This is a genomic window from Streptomyces sp. NPDC006544 (assembly GCF_040611715.1).
In the GTDB taxonomy this organism is placed as follows: Bacteria; Actinomycetota; Actinomycetes; order Streptomycetales; family Streptomycetaceae; genus Streptomyces.
In genome coordinates, this window is sequence record NZ_JBEXOV010000006.1 from 145986 (window position 1) to 164309 (window position 18324).

15 protein-coding genes, 1 tRNA gene and 2 pseudogenes are annotated in these 18324 nt (G+C 68.2%); 11 read left to right on the plus strand and 7 right to left on the minus strand.

The window, feature by feature from the left end; translation table 11 throughout:
- Positions 1 to 144 precede the first annotated feature (144 nt).
- The 3 genes from ABZY44_RS05095 (at position 145) to ABZY44_RS05105 (ending at position 2723) form a co-directional block, all read left to right on the plus strand.
- Positions 145 to 720: a TerD family protein gene (locus ABZY44_RS05095; RefSeq protein WP_356650199.1), complete on the plus strand. Its 576-nt coding sequence runs from the start codon at positions 145 to 147 to the stop codon at positions 718 to 720.
- 25 nt (positions 721 to 745) lie between these two features.
- On the plus strand, positions 746 to 1861 hold the full coding sequence (locus ABZY44_RS05100) for a DUF475 domain-containing protein (protein WP_356650222.1): 1116 nt from the start codon (positions 746 to 748) through the stop codon (positions 1859 to 1861).
- A gap of 121 nt (positions 1862 to 1982) precedes the next feature.
- Positions 1983 to 2723, plus strand: a complete 741-nt coding sequence (locus ABZY44_RS05105; RefSeq protein WP_356650200.1) for a Tellurium resistance — start codon at positions 1983 to 1985, stop codon at positions 2721 to 2723.
- Between the two features lie 33 nt (positions 2724 to 2756).
- Here the strand turns inward: ABZY44_RS05105 and ABZY44_RS05110 are convergent, their stop codons facing one another.
- Positions 2757 to 3509: a TerD family protein gene (locus tag ABZY44_RS05110; protein WP_356650223.1), complete on the minus strand. Its 753-nt coding sequence runs from the start codon at positions 3507 to 3509 to the stop codon at positions 2757 to 2759.
- Positions 3510 to 3996: 487 nt separating this feature from the next.
- On the opposite strand from ABZY44_RS05110, the gene ABZY44_RS05115 reads away from it, so the two are divergent.
- From ABZY44_RS05115 to ABZY44_RS05130, 4 genes are read left to right on the plus strand one after another with little or no spacing between them, the layout of a single operon-like run.
- On the plus strand, positions 3997 to 5163 hold the full coding sequence (locus ABZY44_RS05115; RefSeq protein WP_356650201.1) for an HpcH/HpaI aldolase/citrate lyase family protein: 1167 nt from the start codon (positions 3997 to 3999) through the stop codon (positions 5161 to 5163).
- Between the two features lie 8 nt (positions 5164 to 5171).
- On the plus strand, positions 5172 to 7781 hold the full coding sequence (locus ABZY44_RS05120) for a phosphoribosyltransferase (RefSeq protein ID WP_356650203.1): 2610 nt from the start codon (positions 5172 to 5174) through the stop codon (positions 7779 to 7781).
- Positions 7778 to 8608, plus strand: coding sequence for an HAD family hydrolase (locus ABZY44_RS05125; protein WP_356650204.1), 831 nt, complete (start codon positions 7778 to 7780; stop codon positions 8606 to 8608). The genes ABZY44_RS05120 and ABZY44_RS05125 overlap by 4 nt, the downstream gene beginning before the upstream one ends.
- Complete coding sequence (locus tag ABZY44_RS05130) at positions 8605 to 9264, plus strand: O-methyltransferase (protein WP_356650205.1); 660 nt, start codon at positions 8605 to 8607, stop codon at positions 9262 to 9264. The genes ABZY44_RS05125 and ABZY44_RS05130 overlap by 4 nt, the downstream gene beginning before the upstream one ends.
- Before the next feature lie 55 nt (positions 9265 to 9319).
- Here the strand turns inward: ABZY44_RS05130 and ABZY44_RS05135 are convergent, their stop codons facing one another.
- The 3 genes from ABZY44_RS05135 to ABZY44_RS05145 form a co-directional block, all read right to left on the minus strand.
- Positions 9320 to 9541 carry a zinc ribbon domain-containing protein gene (locus tag ABZY44_RS05135; RefSeq protein WP_356650206.1) on the minus strand — a complete coding sequence of 74 codons (222 nt, stop codon included), beginning with the start codon at positions 9539 to 9541 and terminating at the stop codon, positions 9320 to 9322.
- A 78-nt stretch (positions 9542 to 9619) separates the two neighbouring features.
- Positions 9620 to 10162, minus strand: a complete 543-nt coding sequence (locus tag ABZY44_RS05140) for a DUF4383 domain-containing protein (RefSeq protein WP_356650207.1) — start codon at positions 10160 to 10162, stop codon at positions 9620 to 9622.
- 441 nt (positions 10163 to 10603) lie between these two features.
- Positions 10604 to 11851 (minus strand): hypothetical protein, encoded by a 1248-nt coding sequence (locus ABZY44_RS05145; protein ID WP_356650208.1) that lies wholly within the window; start codon positions 11849 to 11851, stop codon positions 10604 to 10606.
- A gap of 238 nt (positions 11852 to 12089) precedes the next feature.
- Here ABZY44_RS05145 and ABZY44_RS05150 point away from each other — a divergent pair.
- Positions 12090 to 12164 (plus strand) — tRNA-Val (locus tag ABZY44_RS05150).
- 55 nt (positions 12165 to 12219) lie between these two features.
- Here the strand turns inward: ABZY44_RS05150 and ABZY44_RS05155 are convergent.
- Positions 12220 to 13220: pseudogene (locus ABZY44_RS05155) on the minus strand (tyrosine-type recombinase/integrase); the annotation flags it as partial.
- A 20-nt stretch (positions 13221 to 13240) separates the two neighbouring features.
- Between ABZY44_RS05155 and ABZY44_RS05160 the strand changes: the two are divergent.
- Both ABZY44_RS05160 and ABZY44_RS05165 read left to right on the plus strand, forming a co-directional pair.
- Positions 13241 to 13447, plus strand: a pseudogene (locus tag ABZY44_RS05160) (NUDIX hydrolase); the annotation flags it as partial.
- Between the two features lie 913 nt (positions 13448 to 14360).
- On the plus strand, positions 14361 to 14498 hold the full coding sequence (locus tag ABZY44_RS05165) for a hypothetical protein (protein WP_356650209.1): 138 nt from the start codon (positions 14361 to 14363) through the stop codon (positions 14496 to 14498).
- Between the two features lie 286 nt (positions 14499 to 14784).
- On the opposite strand, the gene ABZY44_RS05170 is transcribed toward ABZY44_RS05165, so the two are convergent.
- Positions 14785 to 15567 carry a hypothetical protein gene (locus ABZY44_RS05170; RefSeq protein ID WP_356650210.1) on the minus strand — a complete coding sequence of 261 codons (783 nt, stop codon included), beginning with the start codon at positions 15565 to 15567 and terminating at the stop codon, positions 14785 to 14787.
- Between the two features lie 233 nt (positions 15568 to 15800).
- Between ABZY44_RS05170 and ABZY44_RS05175 the strand changes: the two genes are divergently transcribed.
- Entirely contained in the window at positions 15801 to 17558 is a 1758-nt protein-coding gene (locus ABZY44_RS05175; RefSeq protein WP_356650211.1) for a DUF262 domain-containing protein, read from the plus strand.
- A 498-nt stretch (positions 17559 to 18056) separates the two neighbouring features.
- On the opposite strand, the gene ABZY44_RS05180 is transcribed toward ABZY44_RS05175, so the two are convergent.
- The coding region (locus ABZY44_RS05180) for a hypothetical protein (protein WP_356650212.1) at positions 18057 to 18324 on the minus strand (268 nt) is incomplete at its 5' end.

Below are 18324 nucleotides of genomic sequence, written 5' to 3' on the forward strand. Positions count from 1 at the left end.
CACCCGTCCGGCGCCGTGCACCCCGTGTGCGCGGCGCCGGACCGGCTTTAGGGCCGGGACCCCGGCCGTACCCCGCCGTATCGCCGGACCCTCGCACCGCCGTACCGTCATACCGCCACACCGTCGTCCGGGGAGGACCACAAGATGGGCGTCACACTCGCCAAGGGGGGCAACGTCTCCCTGTCCAAGGCCGCACCGAACCTCACCCGGGTTCTGATCGGCCTCGGCTGGGACGCGCGCTCGACCACGGGCGCGGACTTCGACCTCGACGCCAGCGCGCTGCTGTGCGCCAACGGCCGAGTGCTCGGGGACGAGTACTTCGTCTTCTACAACAACCTGACGAGCCCCGAGGGCTCCGTCGAACACACGGGGGACAACCTCACCGGCGAGGGTGACGGTGACGACGAGTCGATCATCATCGACCTCACCAAGGTCCCGGCCGGCGTGGACAAGATCGTCTTTCCCGTCTCGATCCACGAGGCGGAGGCCCGCCGGCAGAGCTTCGGCCAGGTCAGCAACGCCTTCATCCGCGTGGTGAACGAGGCGGACGGCCAGGAACTGGCGCGCTACGACCTCACCGAGGACGCCTCCAGCGAGACCGCGATGATCTTCGGAGAGGTCTACCGGTACGGCGGGGAATGGAAGTTCCGCGCCGTGGGGCAGGGGTACGCGTCGGGGCTCCGGGGCATCGCTCTAGACTTCGGGGTCAACGTTTCGTAAAGCCGTACAAGACGATGGGATGCCAGTGGTTCTGAAAACCTTCGGCTGGTCGTTCGCAATCACTGCGCTCGGACTGGCCGCTGCGGTGCTCTACGGGGGGTGGGAGGCCTTCGGGATCGTGGCGATCCTGTCGGTCCTCGAGATCTCGCTGTCCTTCGACAACGCGGTGGTCAACGCAGGAATCCTGAAGAAGATGAATGCCTTCTGGCAGAAGATCTTCCTCACGGTCGGCGTACTCATCGCGGTCTTCGGCATGCGACTGGTCTTCCCCGTCCTCATCGTCGCGATCAGCGCCAAGATCGGGCCCATAGAGGCCGTCGACCTCGCCATGAACGACAAGGACATGTACGAGCAGCTGGTCACGGACGCTCACCCGTCCATCGCGGCCTTCGGCGGCATGTTCCTGCTGATGATCTTCCTCGATTTCATTTTCGAGGACCGTGACATCAAGTGGCTCGCCTGGCTCGAGCGCCCGCTCGCCAAGCTCGGCAAGATCGACATGCTGTCGGCGTGCATCGCGCTGATCGTCCTGGTCATCACCTCGATGACCTTCGCGACCCACGCCCACCAGCACGGCGGCCTCGAAGTCGACAAGGCGCAGACCGTCCTGGTCTCCGGCATCCTCGGCCTGATCACCTACATGATCGTCGGCGGTCTCTCCGGCTACTTCGAGAACAAGCTCGAGGAAGAGGAAGAGGCCGAGCACGAGGCGGAGGAAGCGGCCAAGAAGTCCGGCAGCGCGGTCTCGGCCGTCGCCATGGCCGGCAAGGCCGCGTTCTTCATGTTCCTCTACCTCGAAGTCCTCGACGCCTCCTTCTCGTTCGACGGGGTCATCGGCGCCTTCGCCATCACCAACGACATCGTCCTCATGGCGCTGGGCCTCGGCATCGGCGCCATGTACGTCCGGTCGCTGACGGTCTACCTGGTCCGCCAGGGCACCCTCGACGACTACGTCTACCTGGAGCACGGCGCGCACTACGCCATCGGCGCGCTCGCCGTCATCCTGCTCGTCACCATCCAGCACGAGATCAACGAGATCATCACCGGCCTCGTCGGCGTCGTGCTGATCGCGTGGTCCTTCTGGTCCTCGGTGCGCCGCAACAAGCGCCTGGAACTGGAGGGTTCCACCGCCGAGGCATGATCACGGCGGTAATGCGGAACGCTCAAGTGCGGGGCGGTCCAGGGGGTCCACGGACCCGCCGGGCCGCCCCGCACGCGTACGCAGGCAGGCAGGCAACCAGGGGATCAGGGGGGTTGTGGGGATGGGATTCTTCGACGGCATCAGGGGCAGCCGCGCCGTGCACTTCCAGTCGGGCAACGCCTCGTCGAACGCGATCGAGCTGACGAAACGCCATCCGACGGTGTCGCTCACGAAACAGGGGGCGGTGCACGGCAATCTGCGCGTCAACCTCTCCTGGCGCATGCGCACCTCGGACATCGGCGGTCGCGCCGCCGGCCAGAGCGGGCAGCTCTTCCGCCACCCGTTCAAGCTGTTCAAACCGGACATGGTGCAGGCGCACACCCAGGGCATGGTCAACGTCGACCTCGACATCGGCTGCCTCTACGAACTGACCGACGGCACCCGGGGCGTCGTCCAGCCGCTGGGCAACTTCCACGGGGACATCAACAGCCCGCCGTACGTCAAGCTCAGCGGCGACGACCGGTTCGGGGCGCCCTCCGGTGAGACGATCTTCGTCAATCTCGACCATGCCGAGGACATCAAGAGGCTGCTGGTCTTCGTCTACATCTACGACCAGACCCCGGCGTTCGACCGGACGCACGCCCTGGTGACCCTCTTCCCGATCACCGGGCCGCGCATCGAGATCCCGCTGGAGGAGCGCCACCCGCACGCGCGCTCCTGCGCGGTGGTCTCCCTGGAGAACGTCAAGGGCGAGCTGATCGTGCGGCGCGAGGTCAAGTTCGTCTACGGGTTCCAGGCCGAACTCGACCGGCTGTACGGGTGGGGACTCCAGTGGGGCCGGGGCTACAAGACGAAGGCCTGAGCGCGCCCCGGCGCCCGGTCCGCGCGGGGGTGCTCAGCGGCGGACGAACTGGGGGCCCTGCACCGGCAGCCGGAAGGCCGGGTCCCCGCCCGGGGCCGGGACCGGCGCGGGCACCGGGGCCGGGGACACCGGCTGCGGGTATCCGTACGCGGGCTCCTCGGCCGGCGGGGCCTGGGTGTGCGGCGTCGGGGGCACCGGGGCGGCCGGTGCCGGATGCGAGGGTGCCGGGGCCTCCGGGGCGCTCTCGTCCACGGAGATCCCGTGGTCGGTGGCGAGTCCGACGAGGCCGTTGGAGTACCCCTCGCCGAGCGCGCGGAACTTCCACCCGTCGCCCCGCCGGTACAGCTCGCCGCAGATCAGCGCCGTCTCGGCGCCGGTCTCGGGCCGCACGTCGAAGAAGGCCAGGGGTTCGCCGCCGCCGGCCGCGGTGGCGTCGTAGAGCAGGATGCGCAGGTCGTGGACCCGCTGGAAGGGCACGTCCTCGGCGGAGGCGACGACCAGGATCCGGTCCACGGCGGGCGTCACGGCCCGCAGGTCCGCCTGGACCGCGTCGGTGACCCCGTCGCCGAGCTGCTTCTTGCCGAGCCGCCAGACGGCCCCCGAGGGGTGCCGGGGCTGGTTGTAGAAGACGAAGTCCTCGTCCGAGCGCACCCGCCCGTCCGAGCCCACGAGCAGCGCCGAGGCGTCCACGTCGGGAACATCGGGCCCACCGGTCCAGCGCAGCACCGCCCGTACCGCCGCGGCGGCCACCGGGATGTTCGAGCCCTTCTGCATCGCGTGCGTCATGCCGGTCATCCTGCCCTCCCGGGCCCGACCGGGACAATGCGGCCCCCCGTAGCCGTCCCCTTCGGCCCTGATGCGCCGCATCGCGCCCCCTTGATCCGGCGCATCGTGCGCCCCTGGAGCGCCTTCCACGCGCCCCCAAAGCGCCCCCTAAGTGCGCCGGGAGCGCCCCCGACGCCTCCCCGAGCGTCCCCGAGGCGCCCCCGAGGCGCCCCTGGTGCGTCCCCGGGGAAAGAGCCGGCCCCACACCTTGTCCCGACCACGAGTCCTGGGCATGGTGCAAGAGGGTGCGTGACGGGTACGAGAGCCTGCGGCGCCCCGGACTGCCCCGGGCGACGGCGAGAACCCTCGGCGGATCAAGGACCCGCTTCACTTGTCTGACCAGGACGGTTACCTGAACTTCATGTGCGCAGGGAAGTTTTGAATCTCATTCGTACGTACTATTACCGGCCACGCCAGTTGGGCCGCCGAGGCAGTACGGGGGAAGCACATGCGTCATTTCGGGCACATATCGCCCACTGTCCGCAAGGACCTCTTCCACCAGGAGCCGGCCGAGTTCACCGCCGCCTCCCCCGCACGGACGCTCGCCGCCTCTCTGGGGGCCACGCTCTACAGCCCCGCCACCCGCCCCCAGCTCGCGCGTGACATCCGCAAGCAGGCCGGCCGGGGAGTCGTCTCCATGGTCCTCTGCCTGGAGGATTCCATCAGCGACGCCGACGTCGCCGGGGGCGAGGAGAACCTCGTCCGGCAGTTCGCCGCCCTCGACGAGGACCCCGCGGAGCTCCCGCTGCTCTTCATCCGGGTCCGCACGCCAGAGCAGATTCCCGACATCGTGCGCCGCCTCGGCGGCTCGGCCACGCGACTGGCCGGATTCGTACTCCCGAAGTTCACCGAAAACCGCGGCGTGGCCTTCCTCGACGCGGTGGCCCAGGCGGAAGCGGAGAGCGGACGGCCCCGGCTGTACGCGATGCCCGTACTGGAGACCCCGGAGCTCCTGCACCTGGAGACCCGCGTCGAGGCCCTCGCCGGAATCTCCCGTACCGTGAACAAGTACCGCGAGCGCGTCCTGGCGCTGCGGCTCGGAGTCACCGACTTCTGCTCCGCGTACGGACTGCGCCGTACGCCCGACATGACCGCCTACGACGTGCAGATCGTCGCCGGAGTGATCGCCGACGTCGTCAACGTGCTCAGCCGCGCCGACGGCACCGGCTTCACGGTCACCGGACCGGTGTGGGAGTACTTCCGCAGCCAGCAGCGCCTCTTCAAACCGCAGCTGCGCCGCAGCCCCTTCCTGGAGGAGGGCGTGGAGGAGCTGCGCACCGCGCTGATCGAGCACGACCTGGACGGGCTGCTGCGCGAGATCGAGCTCGACCGCGCCAACGGGCTGCTGGGCAAGACCTGCATCCACCCCGCCCACGTCACGCCCGTCCACGCGCTGTCGGTGGTCTCCCACGAGGAGTTCAGCGACGCGCAGGACATCCTGCGCCCCGAGCGGGACGGCGGCGGCGTGATGCGTTCCGCCTACACGAACAAGATGAACGAGGTGAAGCCCCACCGGGCCTGGGCCGAGCGCACCATGCTGCGCGCCGAGGTCTTCGGTGTGGCGAAGGAGGAGGTCGGCTTCGTCGACCTCCTCACGGCCGGTCTCCAGGTGTGAGCGGGCCGTTGACCGCGAGGAAGGGCAAGAAGATCGAATCGGTGTGGTCGGGAACGTGGGTCGCGGACCGGCTGGGCGTCGGCCTGGAGGAAGCCGCAGGCCCCGCGACGGCGCGTCCCGGCGGTCCGGCGACCGCCGACGGCGCTGCCATGACGGCCGAAGGCGGCGCCACGGCAACCGAAGGCGGCGCCACGGCGACCGACGGTGGCGCCACGGCGGCCGACGGCGGCGGCCCGCGGCTGCGGGAACTCCTCGGCCTCGCCCTGCGCCGCAACCCCAAGCGGGCCCACCTGCTGGTCTCGCAGGTGCTGGGCAAGCACGTCCCGCAGTCCCCGGCGACCGTGTACGCCGCCGGGTACGGGCTCGGCGAGCGGGTCCGGGAGCTGCTGGGCGAGGACGGGGCGGCCGCGGCGGTGGTCCTCGGCTACGCCGAGACGGCGACCGGCCTCGGCCACTGCGTCGCCGACGGCCTCGCCGGCGCCCCCTACCTGCACTCCACCCGCCGTCCCGTGCCGGGCGTGGAGCCCGCGGGCGGCTTCGAGGAGGCCCATTCGCACGCCACCTCGCACCTGCTGCTGCCCGAGGACCCGAAGCTGCTCGCGGGCTCCGGCCCGCTGGTCCTCGTCGACGACGAGTTCTCCACCGGCAACACCGTCCTGAACACCATCCGCGACCTGCACGCCCGCCACCCCCGCGGGCACTACGTCGTCGTCGCCCTCGTCGACATGCGCTCCCCGGCCGACCGCGCCCGCCTCACCGCCTTCACCGCCGAGCTGGGCGCGCGCGTCGACCTGATCTCCCTCGCCTCGGGCACGGTCCGCCTCCCCGAAGGAGTCCTGGCCAAGGGACAGGCGCTGGTCGAGCGGTACGAGGACGACGCGGCCCGGCGCGGCGCGGGCGCCACCTCCCCGGCCCCCGCGGATGGCCCGCAGGTCACCCGCGTGGCGCTGGACTGGCCCGCCGCGATACCCGACGGCGGACGCCACGGCTTCTCGCCCGCGCACCGCGCGGCGCTGGACGCGGCACTGCCCGCGATGGCGGACCGGCTCGGGGCCGCGCTCGGCGACGACCCCGCACGGGTCCTCGTCCTCGGCAACGAGGAGCTGATGTACGCCCCGCTGCGCCTCGCGAAGGCCCTGGAGGAGTCCGGCGCGGCGGCCGAGGTCCGCTTCTCCACGACCACCCGCTCGCCGGTCCTCGCCGTCGACGACCCCGGCTACGCGATCCGCACCCGCCTGGTCTTCCCCGCCCACGACGACCCCGCGGACGGCCCCGGGGAACGGTACGCCTACAACGTGGCCGGAGCCGGCTTCGACGCCGTGGTCGCCGTCGTCGACTCGGCGGGCGACACCCCGCAGCTGCGCACCGGACTCCTCGCGGCCCTCGCCCCGCACACCGGCCGGGTCCTGCTCGCGGTCATCCCGTCGTACACCCCTGACGTTGCCTCCGACCGGCAGGAGCCGATCATGACCGAGCCCCGGCGCGAACCGCTGCGCGGGCCCGCCTTCTCCTCGTACGCCGCCGAGGACGTCGGCTGGCTGCTCCAGGACTTCTCCGACGTCGAGCTGGAGGCCCCGACCGAGGAGCGCGAAGAGGCGATACAGGCGGGGGGCGCGCACTACGCCGAGTCCCTGCCGGTCGAGTACCAGCCGTCCCCGCAGTACCAGGAGCTCTACCAGAGCGCGCTGACCGCCTCCGCCGCCCGCATGGCCCGCGCGGTCGGCACGGTCACCGAGACGGTGCTCGCCGAACGGTCCCCGTCGCCGGTCCTCGTCTCCCTGGCCCGCGCGGGCACCCCCGTCGGCGTCCTGATGCGGCGCTGGGCGCGGGCACGGCACGGCCTGGACCTGCCGCACTACGCCGTCTCCATCGTGCGCGGCCGCGGCATCGACGCCAACGCGCTGCGCTGGCTGGCCGCCCACCACGATCCGGCCGACATCGTCTTCGTCGACGGCTGGACCGGCAAGGGCGCGATCACACGGGAGCTGCGCGAGGCCCTGGGCGAGTTCGAGGGGTTCAACCCCGAGATCGTGGTCCTCGCCGACCCCGGCTCGTGCGTGGAGACGTACGGCACGCGCGAGGACTTCCTGATTCCCTCCGCCTGTCTCAATTCCACCGTCTCGGGCCTCGTCTCGCGTACGGTTCTGAGGTCCGACCTGGTCGGGCCCGCCGATTTCCACGGCGCGAAGTTCTACCGGGAGCTCGCCGCAGCCGACGTCTCCGTCGCGTTCGTCGACACGGTCGCAGCCCACTTCGAGGAGGTGGCCGAGGCCGTGGACGCCGAGGTCAAGGAGCTCCTCGCCGCCGACCGCACGCCGACCTGGGTGGGCTGGGCGGCCGTGGAGCGGATCAGCGAGGAGTACGGCATCCACGACGTGAACCTCGTCAAGCCGGGCGTCGGCGAGACCACGCGCGTGCTGCTGCGCCGGGTGCCGTGGAAGATCCTCGCGCAGCGCGGCGCCGGGGCCGACCTGGACCACGTACGACTCCTCGCGGAGCAGCGCGGGGTGCCGGTGGAAGAGGTCGACGGGCTGCCCTACACCTGCGTGGGACTCATTCACCCCCGCTTCACGCGCGGCGCCACGGGCGCCGACGGAAAGGCTGTGTCCGCCAAGTGACCGTTCTCGTAGCCAGTGACCTCGACCGCACCCTCATCTACTCGACGGCCGCGCTCGGTCTGACCATGCCCGACCCGGTGGCCCCGCGGCTGCTGTGCGTCGAGGTCCACGAGAGCAGGCCGCTGTCGTTCATGACGGAGACGGCGGCGGGACTGCTGGCGGAACTGTCGGCGGACCCGGGCGTCGTCCTCGTCCCGACCACGACCCGTACGCGCAAGCAGTACCAGCGGATCCGCTTCCCCGGACGGCCGGCGAAGTACGCGATCTGCGCCAACGGCGGCCAGCTGCTGGTCGACGGGGTCCCGGACCGGGACTGGCGGCGGCAGGTCGCGGCGCGCCTGGAGCGCGAGTGCGCCACCCTGGAGGAGGTGCACGGGCACCTGCTGGCGACGGCGGACCCGCAGTGGCTGCGCAAGGCGCGGGTGGCGGAGGAGCTGTTCGCCTACCTCGTGGTGGAGCGGGATCTGGTCCCCGCCGATTGGATCAAGGCGCTGGCGGAATGGGCCGAGGCCCGCGGCTGGACGGTCTCCCTCCAGGGACGGAAGATCTACGCCGTCCCGCGCCCGCTGACCAAGAGCGCGGCGATGGGCGAGGTGGCCCGGCGTACCGGGGCCACGACCACGCTGGCGGCCGGGGACTCGCTGCTGGACGCGGACCTGCTGCTCGCGGCGGACGCCGGCTGGCGGCCGGGCCACGGCGAACTGGCCGACGCCGGGTGGACGGCGCCGCACGTGACGGCGCTGGGTCTGGCGGGCGTGCTGGCCGGTGAGGAGATCGTGCGCGCGTTCACCCGCGAAGCGGCGCGACTCGGCACACTGGACGCATGACCAAGGGCAACAGCACCAAGATCACGGACGAGCTCTACCGGTACGTGCTCGCGCACAACCCCCCGCTGGACGAGGTCCAGCGGGGCCTGGTGGCGACCACGTACGAAGTGTTCCCGGAATCGGCCGGGATGCAGTCGGCGGAGGAGCAGGGGCCGCTGCTGGCCTTCCTGGTCCGGCTGACCGGCGCCCGGCACGTCGTGGAGGTCGGTACCTTCACCGGCTTCTCCTCCCTGTCGATGGCGCAGGCGCTGCCGGCGGACGGCCGGCTCATCACGTGCGACGTCTCGGAGGAGTGGACGGCGTACGCACGGGAGGCCTGGACGAAGGCCGGCGTCGCGGACCGCATCGAACTGCGGATCGCGCCCGCGCTCCAGACACTCCGCGCGATGCCGGCCGAGCCGCACATCGACATGGCGTACGTGGACGCCGACAAGGAGAGCCAGATCTCCTACTGGGAGGAGCTCGTGCCGAGGCTGGTGCCGGGCGGCCTGATCGTCACGGACAACACGCTGTACCACGGCACGGTGCTCGACGAGTCGGCGACGGGCTCGGCGGCGGGCGTCCGCGCCTACAACGAACACGTCGCGGCGGACGCCCGCATGGAGTCCGTGATGCTGGGCATCTCGGACGGCCTGACCCTGTCGCGCAAGCGGTAGTGGGCGGGAACGTGCGGGAGCAAGGGGGCGCGGCGGGAGGTGCGTCCCGGCGGCTCTATCCGCAGCCGCCGCCTCCGCAGCAGCCTCCGCCGCCCATCGGGGCCGCGGGGGCCGCGGCGGCGGCGCTGCTGCTGCCGCCCACGGCGACGGCGGAGAGCAGCTTGACGGTGTCGGCGTGCCCCGCCGGGCAGTCGGCGGGCGCGGAGGACTCGGCCATGGGCCGGCTGACCTCGAAGGTGTCTTCGCAGGTCCGGCAGCGGTATTCGTAACGAGGCATGCGGACAGGCTACGCAGTGCGGGTCGCGATGCGGAATCCCCCTGCCGGGTACCGGGAGGCGCAGGTCCTGGACCCGTTCTAGACCGGTCGGCCCGCCGGGCCGACCGACCTCGCGGTGGCACGCGTCCGCTGCTCCCGAGCCGCTTGCTCGGGGTGGCGGGCCCGCCAGTACGGGTTGTCGTGCGGCAGGGCGCTGCCCACCCGCCCGTACATCCCGAACCACATCAGCATCACGCCGACCACGAAGCTGAACAGCACGTTCTGAATGCGGAAGGCCAGGAAGTTCAGCCCCGTATCGAGCAGTGCGAGGTTCACGAACCCACTGGCGATGAACAGCAGGCCCACGACGATGTTGAGCGTCGAGGCGGTGCTGCCCCCGATCACCATCCCGAAGAACAGCAGCCCGCCGATGCAGATCGACAGGATGCTCAGCGCGCCGTTGGTGTTCAGGGCGAGCACGGTGTCCCCGCCGGTGTCGAAGAACCCGATCCGGTCGATGAGCCCCAGGATCCCGAAGGCGACGAGCAGCAGCCCGGTCAGCCCGGCGCCGATCCGGTAGACCTGGCTGAGCTTGTGATCGGCGGGCAGATGGTCGTCGAGCTGGGCATTGACGGGACGCATGACGCGCCGCAGCAGCCCGGGGGAGTCCGGAGGCGCGTGGGTCGGATAGGGCTCGTGCGCGACGTACGGCGCGTAGGACTCATGGGGCTCGTGACACCCGTAGAGAGCGTGGGCACCGTAGGGCTCATGGGGTGGTGCAGGCGGTGCCGGGGCTACGCGTCCTGCAGGAGACCTGTGGAAAATGTGGGCAGCCATACCGCCCTCCTCTGCTCCGTTCCCGGAACCACCAGCATCCGCCGTTGCGTACGTGGGGACAACCCCGGACATTCGGGGCGGCGTGCGGGCGCGCTTCGCGGGGGCGGCCCGCGGAGTTTTTTGGCCCCGGCGGGCGGAGACGGCCCCGGCGGGCGGAGACGGCCCCGGCAGGCGCCTCCGGAGCCGTTCGGTGTTCCCGCCCGTGCCCGCGTTCGGGCCTCTGCCTCAGCCCGTGCCCCTCGAACCTCAGCCGTGCCCGCGTTCGGTCCGGATGTCCGCCACCACCTGGTGCACGGCCGACCGCACCGCCTCCATTTCCTGGAGGAAGGCCCAATAGTCGGGATGGCGGTCCTCCAGAGCCGCCAGCGCCCGGTCGACCCGGGCCACCGCCTCGTCCAGCGGGCGCGCGTGCCGCGGCTCGGGCACCGTGCGCCCCTCCATCACCAGGCGCTGCGCGTCCCGGATCGCGAACCGCGTCCGCTGCACCTCTCCCTGCGGATCCCGGGCCACCGCCTCCAGCCGCGTCAGCCGGTCCTGCGCCGCCGACACCGCCTCGTCGGTCGAGTCCAGCGCCGTGCGCACCGCTTCCACCAGCGCCGCCACATCGGCCCATCGCTGCTCGTCGCGTGCCCGACCGGCCTCCACGAGCCGCTCCTCGGCCCGCGCCACGTCCCGTACCGCCTGCTCGGGAACGTGCTGGAGGTCCTGCCAGCACGCCGCGCTGAAACGCCGGCGCAGCTCGCTGAGGACCGGATCCACCCGGTCCGCGCGGTTGCGCAGCGCCTGCGCCCGGGTCCGCAGGCTCACCAGCCGCCGGTCGATCTCCGCCGCCCGCTCCGGGAGCCGCGCCGCCTCGGCCCGTATCCCCTCGGCGTCGCGCAGGATCCGCTCGGCGCGCTGGACGGTCTCCTGCACACCGTGCTGCGCCGCGCCCTGGTTCAGCTTGGTCAGCTCCGGAGCCAGCGCGGCGAGCCGGGCGGCCAGGTCGTCCGCGCGCATCCCCTTGCCGCGCACCTCGTCCAGCGCCGTGCTCGCCGCCAGCAGCGCGGCCTTCGCCCGCTCGCGGGCGGGCGCCACCCGGGCCAGCTGCGTCTCGGCCTTGTCCAGCAGCGGCCGCAGTCCCTGCTCGAAACGGTCGAGCTCGGCCTTGACCCGTACCAGCTCGTCCTTGGCCCGCGTCAGCTCCTCGCGGGCCCGCGTCGCTGCGGACGCCTCGAGCTCCGCCCGGTCCAAGTCGTGGGCGTCGACGGCCTCGATGTACACGTGGCTGACCTGGTCGATCCGCTGCCCCAGCGCCCGGAACCCCTCACCGGCCCGCCGCGCTTCCGGCGAGCCGTCCGCGGCCGCGATCGTCTCGATCGAGATCTGCAGGTCCCGTTGCGCGGTGTCGAGTTCGTAGAACGCCGCCGCGGCGGCGTCCTTGGCCGCCTGCGCGTCCGCCCGCCGACTCTCGTCCCGCCCGCCGCCGAACCACCGCCGGGGTGCCGTCGTCACAGTCGTTTCTCCCGTACCCCGTCCGCCATGCCCCTGCCCAGGCCCATTCTCCCTCACGGGGACGGGTTTGCGTGGGGGGTACGCCGTCCATGTAGGCTGTCGTCCTGCCTTCGGGCAGCGGGCAGGGCGTGTCCGGACATCGGTCATGGACCGGGTTCGAAGCCCCCGGGTGAGAGCCCTTGGGGATCAGTCACGTAGGCTGTCCACTCGCATGGTGGCGCCGGGACCGAGCGTCCAAGGGTGCGTAGCTCAGGGGTAGAGCGCTGCTCTTACAAAGCAGATGTCGGCGGTTCGAAACCGTCCGCGCCCACCAGTGAAGAGGCCCCCCGCCAGTCATGGCGGGGGGCCTTTTGCATCCACATCTGACATCAACGGGAGCGGATCGGGAGCGTCTCCCGCCTCCTGAGCAGCCGGTCCATGTGCCCGATGGCCTCGCGCTGCGTGTCCTGGACGACGTGCGCGTAGACGTTCATGGTGACGGCGATCTGCGAGTGCCCGAGGATCTCCATGACCACCCGGGGCGGTACGCCTGCGGCGGTCAGCAGAGTCGCCGTCCCATGCCGCGCGTCTTGCAGCCGAATCACCCGAAGGCCTGCGTCCTTGGCCACGCGGGTGAATGACCGATAGACGTTCCGCGGCTCGATGGGCCGCCCGGTCCGGGTGGTGAAGACGTACCCGGTCTCCTCCCACTTCTCCCCGGCCTTGGCCCGCGCTTCAGCCTGCTTCATCCGCTGCCACCGCAGGGGAGCGACGCAGATCCCGGGCAGGGGGAGGGTCTGCCGGCGCCGCTTGCCCTTGGGACCGTCCTCGTAGGCCTCGCCGCCGACGCGCTGCCGCTGGGTCCGCACCCGGATCTCCCGCTTGTCGAGGTCCACGTTCTCCCACCGAAGGCCGACGATCTCGCCCCGCCGGAAGCCGAGTGCGATCGCCAGCACGAAGGCGGCGAACAGCGGGTCTGTGCGGCCGGCGGCGAGGAAGTCCAACGTCTCCTGGAGGGTCCACGGCGACAGCTCCCGCTCCTCGACCTTCGGAGGCTCCACCAGCGTCACCACGTTCCGAGTGACCAGCTCCTCCCGAACGGCCCCCGCGAGAGCGGTCCGCAGCACCCGATGCGACTCCTTGGCGGTCGCGGCGCTGGTCTTCTTCGGAGCTGGACCAGGACCCGCCGGACGTCCCCCACACTCAGGGATTCCAACCGCTTCGACCCGAGCAGCGGCACCAGATACGGCCGGACGTGCACCTCGTACTTGGTGTAGGTCGTGCGCTTGCGGTGGGGCCTCACGATGTTGTCGAGCCAGTACGGCAGCCACTCGGAGAGCTTGGCGGACCGCGTCGGCACGGGGACGCCCTGGTCGACCTTGGCGAGCAGGTTACAAGAACGTCGTGGTCGGCGTCGTGGCCCTGGTGTTCCGGTGCAAGCCGTCCGGGGGCGCCGTGCGCACGTCCGACGAGACCACGGCAGTCCAGTGGCTCACGCCCGAAGAGGCGTCCGAGCGGATGTCCGAGGTCTACGCGATCCGACTGCTGGACGCCCTGGACGGGGACGGGCCGCACGTGCGGAGCCATGACGGGCGCCAGCTGCTCACGGTGCGGTGAGAGTTTCCCTACTTCATCAAGGGCGCTTCCGCCGCCAAGGCGGCGTCGCGCGCCCGTCGCCCCGGGCCTGCGCTCCTGTCTGCGCCCCGCTCCAGCCCGGGACGCCGGCCGCGCGCCAACGGCTCAGGACTTGATGGGCTGGATGAGCCCGGCCCGATCGGTGAGCCGCCCGTCAACACGATGCCTCCGGCGGGGGCGCTCTGACTCTGGGATGCGGGGCCAGTCGCGCGCCCGCGGCTCCGTTGTGGGTCGGGGTGGAGGCTGTCATCCTGCCTGCCGTCGTCCCAGGGCAAGCCGTAGCAGACCAGCCGTCAGGGGCCCAGGTCGTTCGTCCAGCGGGGCGCTCCACCTGGGCCCCTGACGACTGCCCCGCTACCACTACGTGTGGGACGACGGCAGACGGGATGACAGCGGGGTGCGCGGCGGCTAGCGCCGGACGGAGAGCGGACGGGCACTGAACTCGAATGTGATCTGCATCCCATCTGTGCGACCGGTCGGCGCAGGTTAGAGTGCGCGGCCGCTACCGGTCAACGGCGGAGGGCGTAGCGAGGATTGCATAATTACATTTCAGTATGTAGTTCCATCATTGATCGAACGTGGCCCTGGAGTGTGGGTTTAGTGCCCTAAGCAGGGGGTTTAAACCCCCTGCTGTAATTATTCGGGTTCCCTGCTTCCCTATTCAGGCGCACCCAGCAATGCCGTGCAATTGCGAATAATGCAAATAGCGTTGAGTTGGCGATGGAACCCGCGGAGTGCGTGGAGGGCACATCATGGGAGCTCGCTCGCCCACCCCGACCGCCTAGGGCTGCAACCGCAACGATGGGGGTGGGCCAGAACCTTGGGAGGTTCCATGTCGAGTCTGGCTCTATGTGGCCAAAGGTCAAATCGCTGGCGGATCAACGGGTTAGTCACGGTGATCGTCATCGTTCTGATTCTCTGGCCGGCCGCCGCTGAAATCGTTGGCGTCTACGTGAACGCGATGGCGTTGGCGGCGGTCCTGGTGGGTGGCGGTACAGCAGTGGCGTACCGCACCCACAGCAACCGCACCTAACTGCCAACGGTTCGGCGAGGCCTTGAAACGGCCGGAATGACCGTCGCTGACTGGTCTGGCTAGAGCTAGGGATCAGAAGGTCAAGGATCGAGCCCTGCCAAGTGCACAGCCCTGAGAGGCCCTGGACCAGAGTCTGGGGTCTCTCGTGTTGCGCCGGCTCCCAGGGAGGAGCAGTAGCTGAGGTGGATCCAGCCCAAAGTTCCTCCATGGCCTCGGATAGCCTCTACCCACCCGGGGGTTCGGGCCACTTGGAACGGCCGGCTGACGAGCAGCCGCACTCGTCCCTCTAGGGACCCTGGATGTCTTGAACCACTCCTGTGATCTCCTTCACGATGGAGGTCCCCGTGTCAATTGATTCCTGGACTACTGCCACACCGCCGTTAAACGCTACGCATACAGCGATAAGAGCCAGCCATCCTTTCTTCCAACGGCTAACTGTTTCAGGGTTTGCGTTCTCTATGATGGCAGAGGCTTGAGCCAGTGAGCCGATTACGCGGCTCGCCTCGGAAGCGACACGGGCACCACCGAAAAGTTCGACATTTTCGACCAGCCAGATCAGATGCTCAATTTGCGAGACGAGCCCGTCCCGAACGGGTCCCGAGATCTCACTGCCTTCCATCCCGCGCAGGAGGTCCAGCCACTCTCGACATTGCTCTGCAATTCCATCGAGATCGACCCCACGTGGAGCGGCGATGGATCCTACGAGGTTTCCGGCGATCAGGTCTGCAGCCGCCTCTAGGTGATCAAGCATATCCTGCGCAATGATATTATTTGCCGGCCTCGACGCGTCGGTCCAGTTCAGCTGAGGTTGCACCAAGGAATTCCACCACGAGTTGACGTACCGGAGGGTTCGCTCTCGCGCTCGTTCAGGAAGGGCGTTCAGCTGCTCAATTGTCGCAACCATGAGATGCGCTACTTCGGCATGCCTCTTTGCGAACTCTACGGAACCCCATGAAGCCTCAAGGGCAAAGGCCCAACCTTCCGCCTGTGTGGCCTTCCCCGAGCCCTGCACTCGAGAAAGCAGACTGTGCAAGTGGTGGGGCGCAGTGTTCTCGCTGGAAAAGCTCATTTCTTCCCTTATACATGACTGCTCGAACCGGCGTCGGGCAAGTATTGCGACGGTAGCACTCCATCGTGGCCTGTAGCACCGGAACCTCACAGTCCCTCGCAGGAGGAACGCGACGCAGGTCTCGCTATGTGGACGAAGCTAGCGCCATCAACCCGTCTCTTAGGTGGCACCCGTGACGAACCGTCATCGCGGTAACATCGGCCAGCCCTTGTAGACGTTCCTCGGAGGTGCCCATGGCCATCATCAAGCACGCAGCGCGCCAGACACTCGGCCAGCTAATTGGCGCTAATAACCCAGTGGTGACGGTACCGGACGACAGTCAGCGCCAATACGCATGGTCCAAGAAGGAGGTGGACACATACTGGACGGATATCCAGAAGTTCAGGATCGCCAGGGTGACTGGAAAGGAAGCCGACTCCGAATACTTCATTGGCCCCATCGTTACGATTACCGACGAGCACAAAAAGGGCAGATCGCTGCTTGATGGGCAGCAACGTTTGACTACCTCAACGATTCTAATCTCGGTAATTCGTGACATTCTCTGGAGGATGGGATCACCGGAATCCTGCGCCACGGCAAACAATATGCAGCGCGACTACGTCGCGAGGAAAGCCGGCCGGAAAGACCCTATGGAGTACTTCCTGGTGCTTTCATTGTTCGATCGAGATTTTTTTCGTGATTTCATTCAAGACTGGAATGAGACATCGGGGAGCACTAGAGGGTCGGAGGAGAGCAAGCGTCCGTCACACAAGTTGATCCAGGAGGCATACTCTAATTTTGAAAGCAAGGTTAGCGGGGAGCTGTCCGTGTTTCCGGACGAGGACTCCCGTCTCGATTGGCTTGACTCTTTGTATGACTGCCTGATTCAAGGTCTTGTGTTCGTTGAGATTCAGACGCCGACATCGAGTGACGCGAACGAGGTCTTCGAAACAATCAACTCGCGCGGCAAGGACCTCTCTACCGTAGATCTCGTCCGTAACTTCTTGATGGAGAAGAGTCGCGAAGAGGTATCCAAGCAACGGGTTAACGACACCTGGAGAGTGCTTCTGGATAGCTTCGAGAAGCGGGAAGAGATCGAGAGATTTCTGCGCCACTTCTGGGTCGCTCGACACGGTGACGTTAAATCTCACAGCCTCTACTCTGCAATTCGAATTGAATTGACCAGGGAGTTTTCTAAGACCCCGCAAGTGTACTCTCCTAGAGCATTTGCTGCAGAGCTGGAAAGCGCCTCTTTGCGCTACGTTGATCTAATTCACTGCTCAACAGGTGTCGAGGAATTTGATAACGCTTTGATGGATATCAAGGCGTTGGGTGCAGATGCGCTACATCCCCTGCTTTTGGCTGCCTCGGAGCGTAATGACTACACTCAACTGCAAGATCTAATCGAGGCGTGCCTAAGTTATTATGTACGCTGGACCGTAATCGGAACGCGAGAATCAACGGTGCTGGAGGAGAACATCTTTGGGGTGGCCAAGGAGTTCTCCGGAGGTGCGGGTTGCTCCTCGATTATGAGGCGCGTATGCGGCTGGATTCCCGACAATGATACGTTCAAGTCGGCATTCGAAGAGGCTAGCCTCCCAAAGCCATCGCAGGCCCGATATATCCTCGCAAGGATTGAGACCCAAATGCGCGCCGAGGCGGGCATTGACGAACTATTTCCAGTGACCTCGGGAAGGGTTCATGTCGAAAGTATCTACCCGCAACAGCCTGACCCAAAGTTTCGTTTGGATGAGCATGAAGCGTGGGTGCACCGTCTCGGCAATCTCACCCTGCTGAGTGGCAGAAGGAATCCAGGAGTCGTGAATCTGACTTATCCGGAGAAGTCGCACCAGTATGAAGGATCCGCGCTTCTCGTCGCCAGTGACTCTGGAACCGAGCGTCTGTGGGACTCGACGAGTGGGCAGTGGAATCGACAGGGTATTCGTGCACGGCAGGCCGACATGGCAAAGATTGCTCTTGAGCTGTGGCCCGATGCGGGGCGATGGTCGTAGTTTCGTCAACTTTGCTGGCAGCGTGACTGGTGAATCAGATCGCGAGGGCGTATCTCCTGGCCGGCGCCGATATCCATGGCTGACATCAACGACGGCGCACGCCAGGGCGCTGCGACGGCAGCCCAGGGGGTCGCAGCGCTGCTCTATGAGGGGGGTACTCGCCCCCAGGGGCGAACTCACAAGGTAGTTGTCGCCGACCGCACGGCAGGACAGACAGCAGGGGCCGTGGCCCATTTGTGGACCGTCGGGACGTGACATCCCGCTTCGAGGCTCTTGACCTGCTGAAACGTCAGCACGCACAGGACCTCCGGAGCTGTGTGCCCCATTGCGCTCCTGTTCGCGCCTTCCGGGTCTGTATGGCGGGCGCCACGAGGCTGACGTCCGTACGACGGCTCAGAGGAGGGGTGGGAGTGGGAGTGACTCAGCCGAGGTGTGGGGCTCCTACGGAGGCTGGAGGGCGGTGCAAGAGGCCGGCAGATGTGGGCTCTGGCCAGTGCTTCAAGCATCAGGGGGCTTGGACAGCCAAGGCGCGGGCACAGCGCAAGAAGAAGGAAGCCGCGGCGAAGATGCAGGAACTTCGGAAGAAGAAGTGGTCCTGGTGGTGACCGGCTCCTGACATCCACGGCTGACATCAACACGGGTGGTCGACGGCGATCCCAAGCGGGCGAGCAGGACTAGGCCGTGTTTTAGATCGGGGTTCCGGTCCACGCCTTGCGCTGTGATGATCATGGTGTGGGGCGTGGGGATCTTTCTGATGAGCAGTGGT

What these genes read in the sequence shown, in the direction of transcription:
- ABZY44_RS05135 (WP_356650206.1), bottom strand. Translation starts at nt 9,541, where the DNA reads ATGCCTCGTTACGAATACCGCTGCCGGACCTGCGAAGACACCTTCGAG.
- ABZY44_RS05105 (WP_356650200.1), top strand. Translation starts at nt 1,983, where the DNA reads ATGGGATTCTTCGACGGCATCAGGGGCAGCCGCGCCGTGCACTTCCAG.
- ABZY44_RS05095 (WP_356650199.1), top strand. Translation starts at nt 145, where the DNA reads ATGGGCGTCACACTCGCCAAGGGGGGCAACGTCTCCCTGTCCAAGGCC.
- ABZY44_RS05110 (WP_356650223.1), bottom strand. Translation starts at nt 3,509, where the DNA reads ATGACGCACGCGATGCAGAAGGGCTCGAACATCCCGGTGGCCGCCGCG.
- ABZY44_RS05175 (WP_356650211.1), top strand. Translation starts at nt 15,801, where the DNA reads ATGGCCATCATCAAGCACGCAGCGCGCCAGACACTCGGCCAGCTAATT.
- ABZY44_RS05115 (WP_356650201.1), top strand. Translation starts at nt 3,997, where the DNA reads ATGCGTCATTTCGGGCACATATCGCCCACTGTCCGCAAGGACCTCTTC.
- ABZY44_RS05170 (WP_356650210.1), bottom strand. Translation starts at nt 15,567, where the DNA reads ATGAGCTTTTCCAGCGAGAACACTGCGCCCCACCACTTGCACAGTCTG.
- ABZY44_RS05140 (WP_356650207.1), bottom strand. Translation starts at nt 10,162, where the DNA reads ATGCGTCCCGTCAATGCCCAGCTCGACGACCATCTGCCCGCCGATCAC.
- ABZY44_RS05130 (WP_356650205.1), top strand. Translation starts at nt 8,605, where the DNA reads ATGACCAAGGGCAACAGCACCAAGATCACGGACGAGCTCTACCGGTAC.